General features: G+C 67.2%; 18 protein-coding genes, 1 tRNA gene and 1 other RNA gene. 11 read left to right on the top strand and 9 right to left on the bottom strand.

Features of this window, described 5'->3' with window-relative positions; genetic code table 11:
* Nucleotides 1-13: 13 nt before the first annotated feature.
* The 3 genes from LPB142_RS08425 to LPB142_RS08435 all read left to right on the top strand — a co-directional run bounded on the left by LPB142_RS08425 (nt 14) and on the right by LPB142_RS08435 (nt 1910).
* Nucleotides 14-193 carry a DUF3553 domain-containing protein gene (locus LPB142_RS08425; RefSeq protein WP_071166100.1) on the top strand — a complete coding sequence of 60 codons (180 nt, stop codon included), beginning with the start codon at nt 14-16 and terminating at the stop codon, nt 191-193.
* A 113-nt stretch (nt 194-306) separates the two neighbouring features.
* A complete protein-coding gene (locus LPB142_RS08430; RefSeq protein WP_071166101.1) occupies nt 307-1092 on the top strand; it encodes a GNAT family N-acetyltransferase in 786 nt (261 codons plus the stop codon).
* Nucleotides 1089-1910, top strand: a complete 822-nt coding sequence (locus tag LPB142_RS08435; RefSeq protein WP_071166102.1) for a lysophospholipid acyltransferase family protein — start codon at nt 1089-1091, stop codon at nt 1908-1910. The genes LPB142_RS08430 and LPB142_RS08435 overlap by 4 nt, the downstream gene beginning before the upstream one ends.
* Here LPB142_RS08435 and LPB142_RS08440 read toward each other — a convergent pair.
* From LPB142_RS08440 to ssrA, 6 genes are all read right to left on the bottom strand, one after another.
* Nucleotides 1900-2124, bottom strand: a complete 225-nt coding sequence (locus LPB142_RS08440; protein WP_068767839.1) for a ribbon-helix-helix domain-containing protein — start codon at nt 2122-2124, stop codon at nt 1900-1902. The genes LPB142_RS08435 and LPB142_RS08440 overlap by 11 nt on opposite strands.
* Entirely contained in the window at nt 2121-2315 is a 195-nt protein-coding gene (locus LPB142_RS08445; protein WP_071166103.1) for a DUF4169 family protein, read from the bottom strand. Before LPB142_RS08445 ends, LPB142_RS08440 begins: the two co-directional genes overlap by 4 nt.
* A gap of 207 nt (nt 2316-2522) precedes the next feature.
* Nucleotides 2523-3917 carry a class II fumarate hydratase gene (gene fumC, locus LPB142_RS08450; protein ID WP_071166104.1) on the bottom strand — a complete coding sequence of 465 codons (1395 nt, stop codon included), beginning with the start codon at nt 3915-3917 and terminating at the stop codon, nt 2523-2525.
* Between the two features lie 130 nt (nt 3918-4047).
* A complete protein-coding gene (locus tag LPB142_RS08455; protein ID WP_071166105.1) occupies nt 4048-4506 on the bottom strand; it encodes an SspB family protein in 459 nt (152 codons plus the stop codon).
* A 93-nt stretch (nt 4507-4599) separates the two neighbouring features.
* Entirely contained in the window at nt 4600-5025 is a 426-nt protein-coding gene (locus LPB142_RS08460) for an ester cyclase (protein ID WP_198037881.1), read from the bottom strand.
* A 104-nt stretch (nt 5026-5129) separates the two neighbouring features.
* Nucleotides 5130-5484: a transfer-messenger RNA gene (gene ssrA, locus LPB142_RS08465) on the bottom strand.
* 204 nt (nt 5485-5688) lie between these two features.
* Here ssrA and LPB142_RS08470 point away from each other — a divergent pair.
* From LPB142_RS08470 to LPB142_RS08500, 7 genes are all read left to right on the top strand, one after another.
* Nucleotides 5689-6093, top strand: a complete 405-nt coding sequence (locus LPB142_RS08470; protein ID WP_071166107.1) for a TadE/TadG family type IV pilus assembly protein — start codon at nt 5689-5691, stop codon at nt 6091-6093.
* Nucleotides 6080-7504 (top strand): pilus assembly protein TadG-related protein, encoded by a 1425-nt coding sequence (locus LPB142_RS08475; RefSeq protein ID WP_068767845.1) that lies wholly within the window; start codon nt 6080-6082, stop codon nt 7502-7504. Before LPB142_RS08470 ends, LPB142_RS08475 begins: the two co-directional genes overlap by 14 nt.
* Nucleotides 7505-7557: 53 nt before the next feature.
* Nucleotides 7558-8976, top strand: a complete 1419-nt coding sequence (locus tag LPB142_RS08480; RefSeq protein WP_071166108.1) for a cryptochrome/photolyase family protein — start codon at nt 7558-7560, stop codon at nt 8974-8976.
* A gap of 58 nt (nt 8977-9034) precedes the next feature.
* Complete coding sequence (locus tag LPB142_RS08485) at nt 9035-9511, top strand: TrgA family protein (RefSeq protein ID WP_071166109.1); 477 nt, start codon at nt 9035-9037, stop codon at nt 9509-9511.
* Nucleotides 9512-9557: 46 nt separating this feature from the next.
* Nucleotides 9558-10748, top strand: coding sequence for an NUDIX domain-containing protein (locus LPB142_RS08490; RefSeq protein WP_068767848.1), 1191 nt, complete (start codon nt 9558-9560; stop codon nt 10746-10748).
* Nucleotides 10749-10966: 218 nt separating this feature from the next.
* The gene (locus tag LPB142_RS08495) at nt 10967-11998 is read left to right on the top strand and encodes a cysteine synthase A (RefSeq protein WP_068767849.1); all 1032 of its coding nucleotides are present in this window, start codon (nt 10967-10969) and stop codon (nt 11996-11998) included.
* On the top strand, nt 11995-14505 hold the full coding sequence (locus LPB142_RS08500; protein ID WP_071166110.1) for a DUF3772 domain-containing protein: 2511 nt from the start codon (nt 11995-11997) through the stop codon (nt 14503-14505). The genes LPB142_RS08495 and LPB142_RS08500 overlap by 4 nt, the downstream gene beginning before the upstream one ends.
* A gap of 29 nt (nt 14506-14534) precedes the next feature.
* On the opposite strand, the gene LPB142_RS08505 is transcribed toward LPB142_RS08500, so the two are convergent.
* The 3 genes from LPB142_RS08505 to istA all read right to left on the bottom strand — a co-directional run bounded on the left by LPB142_RS08505 (nt 14535) and on the right by istA (nt 18032).
* A complete protein-coding gene (locus LPB142_RS08505; RefSeq protein ID WP_232230998.1) occupies nt 14535-15524 on the bottom strand; it encodes an AI-2E family transporter in 990 nt (329 codons plus the stop codon).
* A gap of 259 nt (nt 15525-15783) precedes the next feature.
* Complete coding sequence (gene istB / locus LPB142_RS08510) at nt 15784-16548, bottom strand: IS21-like element helper ATPase IstB (RefSeq protein WP_071165181.1); 765 nt, start codon at nt 16546-16548, stop codon at nt 15784-15786.
* On the bottom strand, nt 16545-18032 hold the full coding sequence (gene istA / locus LPB142_RS08515) for an IS21 family transposase (protein ID WP_071165182.1): 1488 nt from the start codon (nt 18030-18032) through the stop codon (nt 16545-16547). The genes istB and istA overlap by 4 nt, the downstream gene beginning before the upstream one ends.
* A gap of 289 nt (nt 18033-18321) precedes the next feature.
* On the opposite strand from istA, the gene LPB142_RS08520 reads away from it, so the two are divergent.
* Nucleotides 18322-18411, top strand: a tRNA-Ser gene (locus LPB142_RS08520).
* Nucleotides 18412-18533: the final 122 nt, after the last annotated feature.

An 18533-nucleotide genomic window follows, 5' to 3' on the forward strand; every position in this document is an offset into this window, starting at 1 on the left:
GAAAGAGGGCAGGATGAACGAATTTCTGGAGCCGGGCATGATGGTGCGCAACCCTCTGGCGCCCGATTGGGGTCTGGGGCAGGTGCAGTCGCGCATCGGCGAGAGGATCACGGTCAATTTCGAACATGCCGGCAAACAGGTGATTGACGGACGCAGGGTCCAGCTCCTTATGGTTTTGCCCGATCAGGGTTGATGAAAGGTTAACGGCTTTCCCCTCGCTGACAAGTCACCGCGTCACGGGCTCCGACCCGTTGCCAAGCCCCCCGGCGCAAGGCTAGAACCGCTAGAGCATCTAGGGCAGGGCTTATGGCTTCCGATTCAGCAGTTTACGAGACCCGGCTGGCGACGGACCCGCGCGATCTGCGCGCCGCGCAGCGGTTGCGCTATGAGGTGTTCGTGGCCGAACTGGGCGGCGACGGGCCGCTGGTGGACCATGAAAACCGCCTCGAAGTGGATGAATTCGACGCGATCTATGACCATCTGATCCTCGTCGACCGCACCCGCGACGCGGCCGCGCTCGATCATGTCGTGGGGGTCTATCGGCTGCTGCCGGGCGAGCGCGCGGCGGCCTTCGGGCGGTTTTACTGCGACGGCGAATATGATCTGGCGCCGCTGCGCGCCTCGGGGCGCAAGCTCCTGGAGCTCGGCCGCTCCTGTGTCCACCCCGATCACCGGGGCGGCGCGGCGATGCTGATACTCTGGAACGGGCTTGCCGATTATGTGCTTGAAAACGGGATCGAAATTCTCTTCGGCGTGGCCTCGTTCCACGGTATCGACCCGGCGCCGCTCGCGCAGCCGCTGAGCTGGCTGCACCGCCACCATCTCGCGCCCGAGGGGCTGCGCCCGCGCGCGCTCGCGGCGCATTTCCAGAGCATGGACCTCGTGCCCGAGGCCGAGCTCGACCGCCGCGCGGCGATGGCGGCGATGCCGAACCTGATCAAGGCCTATCTGCGGCTCGGCGGGTTCGTGGGCGAGGGCGCCTTCATCGACGTGCCGTTCAACACCACCGATGTGATGCTCTTGATGGATACCAGCCAGATGAGCGAGAAGCACCGCGAGTTCTACGCGCGCCGCCATGAGGGGCGGGCATGAGCACCTGGGAGGGGCCGCTGCCGCCGCCGGGGCGGCCGATCGGGCCGCTGGGGGCGCTGCTGATCGCGCTGCGCGGCGCGGCGCTGGTCGGGGTGCTCTACGGCGGGCTCCTGCTCCTGCTCGTGCTGCGGCTGATCGAGCGCCCGCTCTTCGGCGCGGCGCGGCCCTGGACGCCGAAACTCTCCCGCGCGGCCTGTCGCGTGGCGCTGCCGATCCTCGGGCTGCGCTACAAGGTCCGCGGCACGCCCTTGCGCGCGATCGGGGCGGTGGTCGCCAACCATGGCTCCTGGCTCGATATTTTCGCGCTCAATGCCTGCCAGGAGGTGTTCTTCGTCGCCAAGGCCGAGGTCGCCTCCTGGGCGGGGATCGGTTGGCTTGCCCGCGCGACCGGCACGCTCTTCATCCGCCGCGACCCGAAAGAGGCGAAGGCCCAACAGGCGATGTTCGAGGCGCGGATCCGGGCGGGGCACCATCTGCTGTTCTTCCCCGAGGGCACCTCGACCGACGGGCTGCGCGTGCTGCCCTTCAAAAGCACGCTCTTTGCCGCCTTCTACAGCCACGGGCTCGACAAGGTGATGCAGATCCAGCCGGTCACGGTGATCTATCGCGCGCCCGCGGGCGAGAACCCGCAGTTCTACGGCTGGTGGGGGAGCATGGGATTTGCGCGCCATCTGGTGAAGGTGCTGGCCTGCCCGCGGCGCGGCTCGGTCGAGGTGGTGTTCCATCCGCCGCGCAATGTCGCCGACTATCCCTCGCGCAAGGATCTTTGCGCCGCCTGCGAGGCCGATGTGCGCGGCGCGCTGCCCTTCAACGGCTGAGCCGCGCCCGCAGCGCCCGCAACACATAAAGCCGGATCGCCGTCGCAAGCCCGGTCTCGACCCCGCGCGCCACATCAATTTCGGCCGCCAAGGCGTTGATCCCCTTGCCATCTTCCTCGGCGATCCGGCGGAACTCTTGCCAGAATTCCTCCTCGAGAGACACCGACGTGCGGTGCCCGCCAAGGGTGAGAGAGCGCTTGACCGGCCGGCTCATTCGGCCTCGGGCGCGTCACTGTCGCGCTTGTGCCCCTCCAGCGTGGCCGCCGCGCGCGCGGCCTCTGCCTCCTCGCGCAGCCGTTGCGCCTTGGTGCGGCCGAATTTCGCGGCATTGGCGTCGGCCTCGGTGCGCTTCTCGGCGCGGGCCTTTTGCTTGCGGAACTGGGTGAGGTTGGTGACGTTCGACATGGGCGCAATCTGGCACGCTTTGGCGCGCCGCGCTAGGGGGCGCTGCCCCCTCGGCCTTCGGCCTCTCCCCCGGGATATTTCGAGCAAGATGAAAGTCGTTCTCTTCATCTTGCCCCAAATATCCCGGGGGGCTCGGGGGGCTGGCCCCCCGAAGGCGAGAGGGCGGCCGCATGGACCGCCCTCTGTCTTTTCCTTCGGCGGGGGCAATCAGCCTTTCGGGCCGATCATGTCCTCCGGGCGCACGATCCGGTCGAAGGTCTCTTCGTCGACATAGCCGAGCGCGATCGCCTCTTCCTTCAGCGTGGTGCCGTTCTTGTGCGCGGTCTTGGCGACCTTGGTCGCGGCGTCGTAGCCGATGGTCGGCGCGAGCGCGGTGACCAGCATCAGGCTCTCCTTCATCAGCTTGTCGATCCGCGCCACATTGGCCTGGGTGCCCACCACCATGTTATCGGTGAAGGCCGAGGCGCTGTCGCCCAGGAGCTGCATCGATTGCAGCACGTTGTAGCTCATCATCGGGTTGTAGACGTTGAGCTCGAAATGCCCTTGCGAGCCGGCAAAGCCCACCGCCGCGTCATTGCCCATGACATGGGCGCAGACCATGGTCAGCGCTTCGGCCTGGGTCGGGTTGACCTTGCCCGGCATGATCGACGAGCCGGGCTCGTTTTCCGGCAAGATCAGCTCGCCCAGCCCCGAGCGCGGCCCCGAGCCGAGGAGGCGCAGGTCGTTGGCGATCTTGAAGAGCGAGGCCGCGACGGTTTTCAGCGCGCCCGAGAACATCACCATCGCGTCATGGGCGGCGAGTGCTTCGAATTTGTTCGGCGCGGTGACGAAGGGCAGGCCGGTGATCTCGGCGATCTGGGCCGCCACGCGGGTATCCCAACCCACGCGGGTGTTCAGCCCGGTGCCGACGGCGGTGCCGCCTTGCGCGAGTTCATAGATATGCGGCAGGCACATTTTCACCCGCTCGATGCCGCGCTCGACCTGCTTGGCATAGCCCGAGAATTCCTGGCCGAGGGTGAGCGGCGTCGCATCCTGCGTATGGGTGCGGCCGATCTTGATGATATCCTTGAACTCTTCCGATTTCGCGGCGAGCGCTTTTTGCAGCTTTTCGAGGCCGGGGATCAGCACGTCGCGCGCCTGCATCGCGATCGCGACATGCATGGCGGTCGGGAAGGTGTCGTTCGAGGACTGGCCCATGTTGCAGTGATCGTTCGGGTGGACGGGCTTTTTCGAGCCCATCACGCCGCCCAGCATCTCGATCGCGCGGTTCGAGATCACCTCGTTGGCGTTCATGTTCGACTGGGTGCCGGAGCCGGTTTGCCACACGACAAGCGGGAAGTTGTCGTCGAACTTGCCCTCGATCACCTCGGTCGCGGCGGCGGCGATCGCATCGGCGATCTCGGCCTCCATGTCGCCCTGCGCCTTGTTGACCAGCGCGCAGGCCTTCTTGATCACGCCGAGCGCGCGAATGATCGGCTTGGGCTGACGTTCCCAGCCGATCGGGAAGTTCATGATCGAGCGCTGGGTCTGGGCGCCCCAATATTTGTCGGCGGGGACTTCGAGCGGGCCGAAGCTGTCGGTCTCGGTGCGGGTCGCGGTCATGCTTGCCTCCGTGCACAATCAGGCGATGTCGTCCCCCGCGTCATAAGGGGGCGGAAGCGGTTTTGCAATCGGCATGCCGCGGTATACCGCGCCCGCGGGCCGGTTTAGCGCAATCATCGCTCCGTCGGGGTTACTTGCGCCACTTGTCGAGGCTGACCACCTCGGCCTCGCCGCGCGGCTTCTCCTCGACCACCGGCTCCTCCTCGTCTTCCTCCTCCTCCTCGTCGTCATCGTAATCCTGCGTCTCGAAGCGCAGGCCGAATTCGACCGAGGGGTCGACGAAGGTGGTGATCGCATCGAAGGGGATATAGAGCGGCTCGGGCGCATTGCCGAAATTCAGCGTGATCGCGAAGCCCTCGTCATCGACGGTGAGATTCTCGAACCAGTGCTGGATCACGATCGTCATCTCATCGGGATAGCGTTCGCGCAGCCAGTCGGCGAGCTCGGCATCGGGGTGATGGGTGTTGAAGGTGATGAAGAAGTGATGCGCGCCCGGCAGGCCGTTTTCCGACACATCGGTCAGCACGCTCTGGATCAGGCTCCGCATCGCGCGGTGCATCAGGTTTCCGTAATCAATGCTGCGGGTCATCGGGCCTTCCCTCGTTTTGGCCCAGCATAGGAGATTCGTCGCGCAAGGGAAGGGGGGGCGCGAAATTCGCCCCGCCGGGGTCCGCGTCGCGCCTCACGAGAAGGTTTCCCCAATCATCACAAGCGCCAGAGACTGATCCGGCAGCGCCCCGATCTGCTCGAAAAACCCGAGCATGTCGAAGTGGTTATAGGCCTCGCGGATCTTGCCGTCCTGAAACTTCGTCGAGATCTGCGCGGTGAATTCGACCGGCGCGGCCGTCGCCCGGACGCGCGCGCGCACCCGCAGCAAGACCCAGAGCCACTCCTCCGTCTCGATATGGCGCAACACCTCGATCTCGAGCCCGTCGATCAGCCGCATCATCGCCGGGATCAGCGCCCGGAAATCCTCCGGCCCCATCGAGAAATCCCGCATCACCCCGCAGGCCTCCGCCTGCGGCGCATAGAACCGCTCGATCTGATCGAGATCGCCCCCGATCCAGACCTGTTCGAACCAGTCGTTGAGAAAGGCCAGCTTGCTCATGCGCGCCTCCATTTCGATCCTGCCGCGGGCCGAGAGTCGCATTCCGCCGTGAATAAAGCGTGAACAAAACCGCTTTGAGCGCGATGACCTGACGGAAGGGGGGAGGTGCAGGATTCTGTTGCCAGGCTCCTGCGGGCCCCGCCTTAGGCGGCTAAGCGTAAGGACTTAAGTTTCGGTTACCCGAGCTGCTTACGCAGCCAGAGCCACCGGAGCACGGTTGTCGTTGGCAACTGTACAATTTGCACCGATAACGGTGGTAGCTCACCGAGACAAAGCAAACACCTTTAGACGTTCGTCGATCCTGTTTCGGCCCCATTCGCCCCCAACGAGGGATGGATGGTGGAGCCGCCGGGTACCGCCCCCGGGTCCGATCCGGTTATTCCGTGCGCGTTTATGTCCATAGTCCGGGCGAACCCGAACAGGCTCAATATAGGGGCGGGGCGGGGCGGCTGCAAGGGGGGGGCGGCGGTCGGCAAGGGGGGCGGCGCCCGAGGCGCTTTGAGCCGCGCCCGCGGGCGATTGTGGCGCGATTGTGGCGGCAACACATTCAAAACCATGCATGACGTAGGGTGAGGGGCGATATTCAAAGCGGTTGCGCCACAATATCGACACAAAGATGAGCAAGATATGAAGGGCAGCGGTGGGGGCATCGCTGGAGGAAAGATGCCGCAATTCGGTCTGCTTTCAAAACGCTTCGGGGCCGATGAGAGCGGCGCCGCCACGATCGAATTCGTGATCTGGTTGCCGTTTCTGCTCGTGTTGCTCTTCCTCTCGGTCAATGCGGCCGTGCTGATGCATACGCAGACGCTCCTTTATGATGCGGCGCGCGATGCGGCGCGGCAGGTGGCGACGGGCGCGGCCACCACCGCCGAGGCGGCGAGCGCGGCTCAGGCGCGGTTTCAGGCCGCGATGGGCGTGAGCGCCGATGTCGCGATCTCGGGCGAATTCGTGCGCGCCGATCTGAGCGTGCCTTACACCAAGGTTCTCGTGCTCGGCGGGCCAATGGCGGGCGATTGGACGCTCGGCGCGGCGGTGACCATGTGGGTGGAGCAAGATGATGCGAGTTGAGGGCAAGATCTGGCGGCTGGCGCAGCGGCTGGCGGCGGAGCAGGGCGCGGCGAGCGTCTGGGCGATCTACATGGTGCTGATCACCATGGTGCTCGGCGCGCTGACGATTGATGCGGCGAACGGCTGGCGGGTGCGCAATCAGCTCCAGATCACCGCCGATGCGGCGGCGCTCGCGGCGGCGGCGAAGCTGCCCGATACCGCGGCCGCGCGCGCCCTTGCGCTCGAGGTTGCGCAAAAGAACCTCGGCGCGGGCGAGGCGGCGCTCAGCGCCGAGGATGTCCGCTTCGGCACATGGGTCGAGGGGCAGGGCTTTGCCGAAACCGAGGGCGAGGCCAATGCGGTGCGCGTCACCGCCGCCCGCACCACCGCGCGCGGCAATGCGCTCGAGACGGTGATGATGCCGCTCGTCGGGGTCGATGCGCTCGAGCCGGGCGCGAGCGCGATCGCGGTCTCCGCCTCGACCGAGAGCGCGGGCGGCGCGCTTGGCTGCGAGGATGCGATGATCCTGACCTCGGCCTATATGGATACCGGCGGCGGCAATACGCTCAAGGGCAACATCTGTCTGCATGGCAAGACCGGGCTGCATACCGGCGGCGGCGATTATTATGCGGGCGGCGTGCAGCTCTCCGCCGCGACCAAGGGGCAGGTCACGGTGAACTATACCGTGCCGGGCTCGGCCACCGCCGACGAGGTCGCGCGCGGCTCCGATCTCGCGCCCGTGGTGCTGCCCAAGCTCAAGACGATGTTCGAGGCGCTCTGGAGCGATATCTCCAAGAACCTCGCCAGCCCGAACGGCAAGGATCTCATCGTCGACGGTTATTACACTGGCAAGCTCCTGCCGGATTTCCTCAAGGATTCCAACGGCAAGACAGCCATTGTTTATGTGGATAACTACGGCTGGTGGAGCGCTCAGCCCGGCCAGATCAAGCCCTATACGATCTATCTGGTGAACCACGGCATGCAGATTTCGGGCGGCGTGCAGGTGCAAAATGCCGCGATCATCGCGCGCGGCGACATCGGCGTCGGCGGCGGCACCAACCTGCATTACACCAACGATTATTTCTTCTCGACCGGCACGATCAACACCGGCGGCTCGATCTACTGGGGCGATACCGGCAATTATTGCGCCACGGGGCGCTATTCGGTCTACGCCTTCGCCTATAACACCGTGTCGCTTGGCGGCTGGGGGGGCGGCTCGGGGGCGCATGGGCTCTTCGGCGCGGCGGCGACCTTCTCGCCGGGCGGGGCGATGCAGAACTCCGGCGGGCTCTATTTCGAATCGAGCAACAACGCCTATCTCGGCGGCAATCTGAAGTTTCAGGGCTGCGGCACCCGCCTCGAGGCCTTCTATGATCAGGCCCTCCCGCAAGGCGCGGCCAAGCGCACCGAAGCCGGGCGGCTCAAACGCTGAGCCGGGCTGGAAATCGGCGCGCGGGCGGCTAGGTTGGGGCGAAAGGAGGCTCCATGTCCGCGCTCAAACCCCTGATTTTCTGGTTCCGCCGCGATCTGCGGCTCCATGATCACCCCGGCCTCGCGGCGGCGGTGGCGACGGGGCGGCCGATCGTGCCGCTGTTCATCCTCGACGAGAGCTTCGAGACGCTCGGCGCGGCGCCGAAATGGCGCCTCGGCGCGGGGCTTGCGGCCTTTGCCGCGCGTCTGGCCCGGGCCGGCGCGCCCCTGATCTTGCGCCGCGGCCCCGCGCGCGCGGTGCTCGAGGCGCTGATCGCCGAGACCGGCGCCGAGGCGGTGTTCTGGTCGCGCCTCTATGACGCCCCCGCCCGCGCGCGCGACACCGAGATCAAATCGGCGCTGAAATCGGCCGGGATCGCGGCGCAGAGCTTTCCGGGCTTTCTCCTCCATGAGCCCCTGGTGATCGAGACGAAAACCGGCGGGCCCTACAAGGTCTACACCCCGTATTGGCGCGCGGTGCGCGACCGCGACCCGGGCGCCGAGGCCCCGGAAATACATGAACTTCGCCCCGCAAGCCTCGATATTCAAAGCGATAATCTTGAGGATTGGCGCCTCGGCGCGGCGATGAACCGCGGCGCCGCGGTGCTTGCCAAACATGCCCGCCCGGGCGAGGCGGCCGCGCTCGATCGCCTCGCGGCCTTCCTCGTCGGCCCGGTCGAGGCCTATGCCGAGCGGCGCGATTTCCCCGCCGAGCCCGCCACCTCGCGCCTCTCCGAGCACCTCACGCTGGGCGAGATCAGCCCGCGGCGCATCTGGCACGCGGGCCGCGCCCGGATGATCGCGGGAGCCCCCGGCGCCGAGACCTTCCTCAAGGAGCTCGTCTGGCGCGAATTCGCCTGGCACCTGTTTTTCCACTTCCCCGCGATGGATCGCGAGAGTTGGCGCCCGGAGTGGGCGAGCTTCGAATGGCAGGGCGAGAGCCCCGTGGCGGAGGCCTGGCGGCGCGGCCAGACGGGCGAGCCCTTCGTCGACGCGGCGCTGCGCGAGCTCTTCGCCACCGGGTTCATCCACAACCGCGCACGGATGGTCGCGGCCTCCTACCTGACCAAACATCTGCGCACCGATTGGCGGATCGGGCTGGCGTGGTTTGCCGAGTGTCTGATCGACTGGGATCCGGCTTCGAATGCGATGGGCTGGCAATGGGTGGCGGGCTCGGGGCCCGATGCGGCGCCCTATTTCCGCATCTTCAACCCGGACGGGCAGGCGGAAAAGTTCGATCCGAAAGGCACTTACCGGCGGAAGTTCATGTATGAGGCGACGCCCGTGCCGAGCCTCGCGCAAGATTTCCTCGACGCTGCGCCGCGCGCCTGGGGGCTCGCGCCCGGGGGGGCGCGCCCGCGCCCGCTTGTCGGGCTCGCCGCCGGTCGCGAGGCGGCGCTGGCCGCCTATCAGGCCTGGCGCGCGGGGTCCTGATTTCGCCATAATCCCCTGTTAAACGTGGCAGATCAGATCGCGACGCAGGGAGATCAGCATGGAACGGATGCGCGTGCGCAGCACGGTTGCCGAGCTGCCGACGATGGCGAAATTGGTGGGCGGCTTTGCGCTCAGCGCGGTGGCGGCGCTGATGGCGAGCCGGCTCGAACCCTATCTGCCGCCCGGCACCCGCGCGACCGGGCTCATCGGGGTCTCCGCGATCGGCGGCATGTGGGTCGGCTGGCGGGTCATCGGGCGGGCGCGCGGCCGCGGCTGGGGGGCGCAATTCGGCATCGGCACGCAGGCGGCGCTGCTCTCGCTTGGCAGCATCCTGCTCTATCTCGGCGCGCTGCAAACGCTGCGCAAGCTGTTGATCTTGCGCTATGATGGCCCGGGCGAGGCGCTCGGCGGGCTGGTTCTCGAGGCCGCGCAGATCGGCGTCGCGGTCTTGCAGCTCGATGTTCTGGCAACGCTCTTTATCGGCGGGGTGCTCGGCGCTATGCTGGCCGAGGCCGCTGCGCGCCGCTTCCCCTGAGGGCGGCCCGGCGCCGGCGCGGACCGCGGCGACGAGAGGCAAGGCATTGACCGATCAGTATTTCTTTTACGGAACCCTGCGCGATGAGGCGCTTCTCGCGCGCGTCTTGGGCCGCGCCCCGCGGGCCCGCGCGGCCGCGATCGCGGGCCATGCGGTGCGCGCGGCGCGGGTCGGCGGGCGCGCGCAGGGCTTTCCGGTGCTGGTGGCCGAGGCGGGCGCGCGCGCCGAAGGCGTGCTCGTCAGCGTGAGCCCGGCCGAGGCGGCGCGGCTCGATTATTACGAGGCGGGTTACAGCCGCAAGATCTGCCCGGTGGAGACGGCGGCGGGCGGGCTGCGTGCGCAGGTCTATCTGCCGCAGGCGGGCCGCTGGCAGGCGGGCGAGCTCTTCGATTTCGCCGCCTGGCAGGCGCGCTGGGGCGCGCTTGCGCGCGAAACGGCGGCGGATTTCATGGCGGGCTTTGGGCATATCCCGGCCGAGCAGGCGCTGGCGCGCTATCCGAGCCTTCTGGTGCGCGCCGCCTCGCGGCTGCGCGCGCGCGGCGAGGCCTTCGGCCCCGAAACCGCCCCCGAAACCGCCGCCCCCGAGGCCCCGCGCGCCCCCGCGCTGCGCCACGCGCCCGCGCCCGGCGATGTCGTCGTCGAGGCGATGACCCCGGCCTATGCGCGGTTTTTCGCGGTCGAGGAATATCGTCTGCGGCATCGCAAATTCGGCGGCGCGATGACCGAACCGCTCGAGCGCGCGGCCTTTGTCTCGGCCGATGCGACGGTGGTTCTGCCTTATGATCCGCTGCGCGACCGGGTGCTTCTGGTCGAGCAATTCCGCGCCGGCCCCTTCGCGCGGGGCGATCGCAACCCCTGGTCGCTCGAGACGATCGCGGGGCGGATCGACCCGGGCGAGCGCCCCGAAGACGCCGCGCGGCGTGAGGCGGGCGAGGAGGCGGGGCTCACGCTCGGGCGGCTGATCGCGGCGCCGAATTTCTACCCCTCGCCTGGGGCGAAGACCGAATATATCTATAGTTTCATAGCCTTGTGCGATCTGCCCGAGGGCGCGGCGCGCCCCGGCGGGGTCGCGGAGGAGGGCGAGGATATCCGCCCGCATCTGCTCTCCTTTGACGAGCTGATGGCGCGGATGAGTGCGGGCGAGTTCGAGAACGGCCCGCTGATCGTGCTGACGCTCTGGCTGTCGCGGCTTCGGCCGGGGCTGCGCGCGGAGGCTTTCGCGGCGGGCGCGGGCTGAGCCAAAAAGGACGACCGGGGCCGCGGGGGCGCCGCGCCGGACCGGGCGTTTTGGCAAGGCCGGCCGGGCAGGGCGGCTGTTGCGCGCCCGGGCGCCTGCGCGGCGCGCGCGTCCTGCGCCGCGCGGCCCGTGCGGCCCCGCGCGGCTCTCGAGAGGGGTTGAGGCGCGCGCCGATGCGGCCTAAGTCTGGGGCAAGTGATCCGACGCGAGGGAGTGACATGCGTATCAGCAAGGATTTGGCCGCCGCCGTGGGCAACACCCCGTTGATCCGGCTCAAGAAAGCCTCGGAGATCACCGGCTGCGAGATCCTCGGCAAGGCCGAGTTCATGAACCCCGGCCAATCGGTCAAGGACCGCGCGGCGCTCTTCATCATCCGCGATGCGATCGCGCGCGGCGCGCTCAAGCCCGGCGGCACGATCGTCGAGGGCACGGCGGGCAACACCGGCATCGGGCTTGCGCTGGTCGGCGCCTCGATGGGCTTTCGCACGGTGATCGTGATCCCGGAAACGCAAAGCCAGGAAAAGAAGGACATGCTGCGGCTGGCGGGCGCCGAGCTCGTGCAGGTGCCCGCGGCGCCTTACTCGAACCCGAACAATTACGTCCGCTATTCCGGCCGGCTGGCCGAGGCGCTCGCCAAGACCGACCCGAACGGCGTGATCTGGGCCAATCAGTTCGACAATATCGCCAACCGTCAGGCCCATATCGAGACCACCGGCCCCGAGATCTGGGAGCAGACGGGCGGCAAGGTCGATGGCTTCGTCTGCTCGGTGGGCTCGGGCGGCACCTTCGCGGGCACGGGGCTCGCGCTGCAACCCAAGGGCGTGAAGATCGCGCTTGCCGACCCGGACGGCGCGGCGCTGCACAGCTTCTACACCAGGGGCGAGCTCGCCGCCTCCGGCTCCTCGATCACCGAGGGCATCGGCCAGGGCCGGATCACCGCCAACCTCGAGGGCTTCACCCCCGACATGAGCTTCAACGTGCCCGATGCCGAGGCGCTGCCGATCGTCTTCGATCTGCTCTCCGAGGAGGGGCTGTGCCTTGGCGGCTCGTCGGGCGTGAACGTCGCCGGCGCGATCCGCATGGCGCGCGAGATGGGCCCGGGCCATACCATCGTCACCATCCTGTGCGATTACGGCAACCGCTATCAATCCAAACTCTTCAACCCCGAGTTCCTCAAGGCCAAGGGCCTGCCGGTTCCGGGCTGGCTCGACGGGCCGGGCCGCACGGTGCCGGAGGTCTTCACCGAATGATCGCGCGCCTCGCCCGGGCTCTGTGCCTCACGCTCGCGCTTCTCGTTGTCGTCGCGGCGGGCCCCGGCTTTGCCGAGGATGCGCCCGATTACAAAGCCTGGGAAAAGCAGGCCGCCGCCGTGCAGGAGGCGATCGGCGCAGCGAAGATCTCGGATGAGAAACTCTCCGATCTGCGCGCCGAGATGGTGAAATGGCGCAACACCTTCACCGAGGCGCAGGGCACCAACGCCGACCAGATCGCCACCGTGAAGGGCCAGATCGCCGCGCTCGGCCCCGCGCCCGCCGAAGGTGCGAGCGAGGACCCCGCGATCGCGAAGCGCCGCGCCGAGCTCACCGAGACGCTCTCGACGCTGCAAGCCCCCGATCTGGCCGCGAGCGAGGCCTCGAGCCGCGCCGACGGGCTCATTCGCACCATCGACAAGATCGTGCGCGAGCGGCAGGCCGACAAGCTCCTGCGGCTCTCGCCCTCGCCCCTGAACCCGATCAACTGGACCGCGGGCGCCTCGCTCATCCGCTGGATGGGGGCGTGGATCTACGACGAGACGATCTGGCGCTTCACCCGGCCGATCAACTGGGAAACGCTGCGGAACAACGCGCCCCTGATCGCGGTGCTGCTGGTGATCGCGGGGGTGCTGGTCTTGCGCGGCTCGCGGTGGCTTTCCGGGATCGCGGGCTGGGCGGTCAAGAAAACCGCGATGCGCGGCTATCGGCTGATCCTCGGGATCGTGTCGCTGGGCGAGATCTTGCTGCCGGTGGTGGGCGCGGTGATGCTGACCACGGCGGCGATCAACACCGCCTTCTTCGGGCCGATCCTGACGCAATTCATCGAGATGGCGCCGGGGCTCTTCTTCGTGATCTTGCTCAGCTGGTGGATCGGGCGGCGGATCTTTCCGGCGCAGGTCGAGGGGCGGGCGGGCTTTGGCCTGAGCGATCAGGCCCGCGCCGAGGGCCGCTTCCATGCGCTCCTGATGGGCGTCGCGGTGGCGCTGCAACAGCTTCTCACCGAATGGATCACCCCGCGCGCGCAGGATTTCCTCGGCGGCTCGGGCACGCTCGCGGCCGACAAGGCCGCCGAGGTCGCCGCCCGCGCCGATGCCGCAATCGCGGTGCTGGCCGCGCCGCTTCTGGTCTTCGCTGCGCTGATGCTGTTCCGCATGGGCCAGCTTCTGCGCCGCGGCGCCACCCATGGCGGCGCCACCGATCAAGACACCGCCTTCCGCGACAGCCTGATGCGCTGGCTCGGCTCGGCCGCGATCGCGGTGGCGGTCGTGGCCCCCGCGCTCGGCGCGATCGGCTATGTCTCGGCGGCCGATGCGCTCTTGTGGCCCGCGATCGTGACGCTTGGCGTGCTTGGCCTCGTGACGATCCTGCAAGGCTTCATCGCAGAATTCTACATCGTCATCACCCGCTCCGATGAAAGCCGGCGCGAGGCGCTGGTGCCGGTGCTGGCGGGGTTCGTGCTGACGCTGGCGGCGCTGCCGGTGCTGGCGCTGGTCTGGGGCGCGCGGCCCGAGGATCTGCTCGAACTCTGGACCCGCTTCCGCGCGGGCTTCTCGATGGGCGGGGTGCAGATCTCGCCCGCGGTGTTCCTGACCTTCGCGGTGATCTTTGCCGCCGGCTATACCGCCACGCGGCTGATGCAGGCGGCGCTGAAGAACTCGATCCTGCCGAAGACCACGATCGACAAGGGCGGCCAGAATGCGATCGTCTCGGGCGTCGGCTATGTCGGCATCTTCGCCGCCGCCGTGCTGGCGATCTCGGCCGCGGGGATCGACCTCAGCTCGCTCGCCATCGTCGCCGGCGCGCTCTCGGTGGGCATCGGCTTTGGCCTGCAAAACATCGTGCAGAACTTCGTCTCCGGGATCATCTTGCTGATCGAACGGCCGATCTCCGAGGGCGACTGGATCGAGGTCGGCGGCCAACAGGGCGTGGTGCGCGCGATCTCGGTGCGCTCGACGATCATCGAAACCTTCGACCGCACCGATGTGATCGTGCCCAACGCCGATCTGGTCTCGGGGCAGGTGACGAACTGGACGCGCGGCAACAAGATGGGCCGGCTGATCTTGCCGGTGGGCGTGGCCTATGGCTCCGATACCCGGCGGGTGGAGCAGATCCTGCTCGAGATCGCCCAAGGCCACCCGCTCGTCATGCTCTCGCCCGAGCCCTTCGTGCTCTTCACCACCTTCGGCGCCGACAGCCTGAATTTCGAAATCCGCGCGATCCTGTCGGATGTGAATTTCAAGGCCCGCGTGCTGTCGGAAATGAACCATACGATCGCCGCGCGCTTCGCCGCCGAAGGGATCGAGATCCCCTTCGCACAGCGCGACATCTGGCTGCGCAACCCCGAGGCGCTCGGGCGCGCCCGTCCGAATCCCGCAAGCCCCGTCGCCCCGCACGCGCCCGCCGCCCCGCCCGAGCCGCCCGCCCATGCCGGTCAGCCGCTTACCCCCGAGGAGCGGCTGCTGCTCTCCGACAACGATGGCGCCGAGGACGGCGACGCGCGCTGACCAAAGCCGGGGGCAGCGCCCCCTCGGCCTCACCCTTGCGCGGGCGGATCGTCGGGGAGCCCCTCGCGCGAGAGCATCACCGCAAGCGGGCGCAGGGTTTCCGATTGCGCGCAGATGATCATCAGCGCGACCATGATCGGCACCGCGAGGAACATGCCGGGCAGGCCCCAGACCGCGCCCCAGAAGGCCAGCGAGATGATGATCCCGAAGCTCGAGAGCCGGAGCGCGCGCCCCATCAGCATCGGGTCGATGACATTGCCGATCACGAATTGCAGCGCCCCGCAGACCGCGAAGACGCCGGTCGCATCCGCCGCATCCTGGGTCAGCACATAGACCGCAAGCCCCGCGATCACCGTCGCGATGATCGAGCCGATCGAGGGGATGAAATTGAGCGCGAAGGTCAGCACCGCGACGGGCAGCGCGAGCTCATAGCCGCCGGTCTTGAAGACGCCGTAGACGGCCGCGCCGGTGACCACCGACACCGCCGCCTTCACCAGCAGGTAGTGGTTCACCCGGCGCATGATCCGACCCACCGTGCGCGCGACGTTATGGGCGCGCTCGGGCTCGCCCATCAGGCTCTCGAGTTTCGCCTGGAAGAACACCCGCTCGGCAAAGAGAAAGCCCACGAAAAGCGTGATCAGCACCGCCGCGGAGAGCAGGCTCGAGGCCTGGCTGGCGAGCGCGGAGAGATAGCCTGCGAGTTCGACTTGCTGGATCGAGGCGAGCACCGCGGCCTCGACATCGGCGCCCATCCAGCCAAAGAGCCCCGCGATCGCTTTCTGGGCGGGGCCGGCATAGGCGAGGATCATCGTGACCACCTCATTGGCCTGCGCCAAGAGCACCGCGGAGGCGGTGAAGAGCCCCGAGGCGATCAGCACCAGCGCCGCGAGCGAGGCCAGCCAGTTGGGCACCCGCACCGGCCCGATATGGAGCCGCGCGATCGCGTTGATTGCCTCGGAGGTCAGCGAGAACAGGATGATCGCGATGGCGAGCGAGATCAGCACGAAGCGTGCCTGCACGAGCAAGAACAGCACGAGCGCGAAAGCGATGATGCCGAGCAGCAGATTGGTGAGCTGGCGCGGCTCGCGGCGGCGTTCCTCGGTCAGGGGCGGGTGTCAACGGCGGAGTAAAATTGGGCCACGGGGCGGCGCAAAATTGGGCCACTTTGGGTTTGCGCGAGACGCGGCTGATGGGCGGCGGCCAGTCAGCCGCGCTCTCCATATAGCTTGCGGGTGACTGGCCGCCTTGGACCGTCAGGTCCAAGTCTGATACTTTGGATCAGGTGTTGTCGCCGGTCTTGCGCGCGCGACTTTGCGCGAGGCGATAGCTTTCGCCGTTCATCTCGAGGATGTTGACGTGGTGGGTCAACCGGTCGAGGAGCGCGCCGGTCAGCCGCTCGGTGCCGAAGGTCTCGGTCCATTCATCGAAGGGCAGATTGCTGGTGATCAGCGTGGCACCGCGCTCGTAGCGCTGGGAGATCATCTCAAAAAGCAGCTCGGCGCCGGTCTTTGACAGGGGCACGAACCCGAGCTCGTCGATGATCAGCAGCTTGACGGCAGCCATCTGCTTCTGGACGCGCAGCAGCCGACGTTCGTCTCGCGCCTCCATCAGCTCGTTGACCAGCGCGGCGGCGGTGGTGAAGCTGACAGACATGCCCTTCTGGCAGGCCGCCAACCCGAGGCCCAAGGCAATGTGGGTCTTGCCGGTTCCGCTGGGGCCAAGGGCGATCACGTTCTCACGCCGTTCGATCCATTCGCAGCGCGCCAGTTCCAGCACCTGCATCTTGTTCAGCTTCGGGATCGCCTTGAAGTCGAAGCTGTCGAGGCTTTTGGTGGCCGGGAACTTCGCAGCCTTGATGCGGCGCTCGACCATCCGCCGCTCGCGGTCAATGAGTTCCAGTTCAACGAGGCGCGACAGGAATTGGACATGGTCCAACCCTTCGGCGGCGCATTGGCGCGCAACCTTCTCGTGTTCCCGCAGGAAGGTGGGCAGCTTCAGCGTCTTCAGATGGTGGGCAAGCAGGATCTTCGGAGCCTCGCTCATTCCGCCGCCTCCGACATCAAGGCCATGTAGCTGGCCGCACGCGTCGTCTCGACGTTCGCCCGCGGCAGGTAGGGGTAGACATCGAGATCAAGCCTTGGGGGGCGCTTCTCGACCTGGCAAAGCACGAGGTGCTTCACGGCGTCAAAGCCGACCGCGCCCAGCTTCAGGGCCTTCTTCACGGCGGCATGCAGGTCATCCATGCCAAAGGTCTCAAGCAGCCGCAGCACCTGCACATACTCGCGGCGCCCCATCTTGAGCATGCGCGCCTCCATCAGGCGGCGCAAAGTCTGGAACTCTTCGGGCAGGTCCCATTCCGCCAGAGGCGCAGCCTGGTCCAAGGCATTGATCTTGCGCTCGATCAGCGGGAGGTAGTGAACCGGGTCGAAGATCATGTCCTCGCGATCGTAACAGCGCGGGTGTCGGGCGATCACCTCCCCGCGACAGCCGATCACGACCTCATCGACATAGCCGCGGATCCAGACATCCTGATGGCCATAGGCGACCGGGACCGAGTAATCGTTGGTGTCATAGCGCACGAGCGACTGCGAGCTGACCCTGCCGCTCGCTTGGTCGCAGGCGTCGAACGGGGCAGTAGGCAATGGGCGCATCGCCGCCAGATCGCGCTGCAGCCTCTCGCCGATCGTCTCCTTGTGACCCCGAAGAATGCGCGTGAGGCGTGCGCAGCACTGCCCTTCAAGGTCGGCGTTGAAGGCGTCCCAACTGGCAAAGTGGGGGATCGGCACCATGTGGTTGCGGCGGGCGTAGCCGACCATCCCCTCGACAGCGCCCTTGTCGTTCCCCTTCCCGGGCCGACCATAGCGATCCCGAAACAGGTAATGCGACTGCAAGCCGCTGAACAGCGTGGCGCGGATGCGCGTGCCATCTGGCTGGATCTTCGAGACCAGGCAGCGGTCGTTATCGTAGAGCACCGACTGCGGCACCCCGCCGAAGAAGGCAAAGGCGCGGACATGCCCGTCTATCCAGGCCTCCGCCGTCGCCGCCGGATAGGCCCGGACGAAATAGGCATCGCTGTGCGGCAGGTCGATGACAAAGAAATGCGCCTTCTGCTCGACACCGGCGATGACGACGACCGCTTCGCCAAAATCGGCCTGAGCATGGCCCGGCGGATGGGCCAGTGGCACGAACATCTCCCGTGTCCGCCGCTCACGCTCACGCACGTAATCCTTGACGATCGTATAGCCGCCGGTGAAGCCATGCTCGGCCTGAAGCCGTTCCCATATCCGCTTGGCCGTATGACGCTGCTTGCGATGCACCGCCTTGTCGGCTTCAAGCCAGGCGTCAATGAACTCGGTGAACCCGTCCAGCTTCGGCCGCCTGATCGGCTTGTCCCGCCGGTAGCCAGGCGGCACCGAGAAGGCCAACATCTTCTCAACCGTCCCGCGCGAAATGTTGAAATGCTTCGCCGCCGCCCGCGCGCTCATGCCCTCGGCACACGCCAAGCGAACCTTCTTGTAAAGTTCCACGGTATAAATCTCCCCACCCTCCCTGCTGCCGCAAGAAGGGAAAAGTGGCAGGATTTTACTCCGCCCGCAGCGAGACGATCCCGCCGCTACCGTGGCCTAATTTTGCACCGCCGTTTCCAGGCGGGATGCCGCGGGGGCTTTCCGTCATCGCTCGGCGGTCCTTTTCTTCGGATGTGGGCGCAGCTTACGGAGCCCCCGCGGGGCTTGCAAGGGGCCCGGGGCGGGGCGAGAAAACTCCGCGCGATTGCCCCCTTGCATCCGCCCCCGCTTTGCGGCTAAACCCGGCCCCGGACGGGTGGCCGAGTGGTCGAAGGCGCACGCCTGGAAAGTGTGTAGGCGGGGAACCGTCTCGAGGGTTCGAATCCCTTCCCGTCCGCCACTTACCCCAGCGAAAGCGTTCTCCCGATCCGGCTGCGGCCGGATTTTCTCGTTATTTTCGAGGGTTATGCGGGTGGGGCTGTTAACCGACCCCGGCGTTAGGAGGCCCGAAAGCGTTCTCTC

This window comes from Rhodobacter xanthinilyticus (genome assembly GCF_001856665.1).
GTDB lineage: Bacteria > Pseudomonadota > Alphaproteobacteria > Rhodobacterales > Rhodobacteraceae > Rhodobacter > Rhodobacter xanthinilyticus.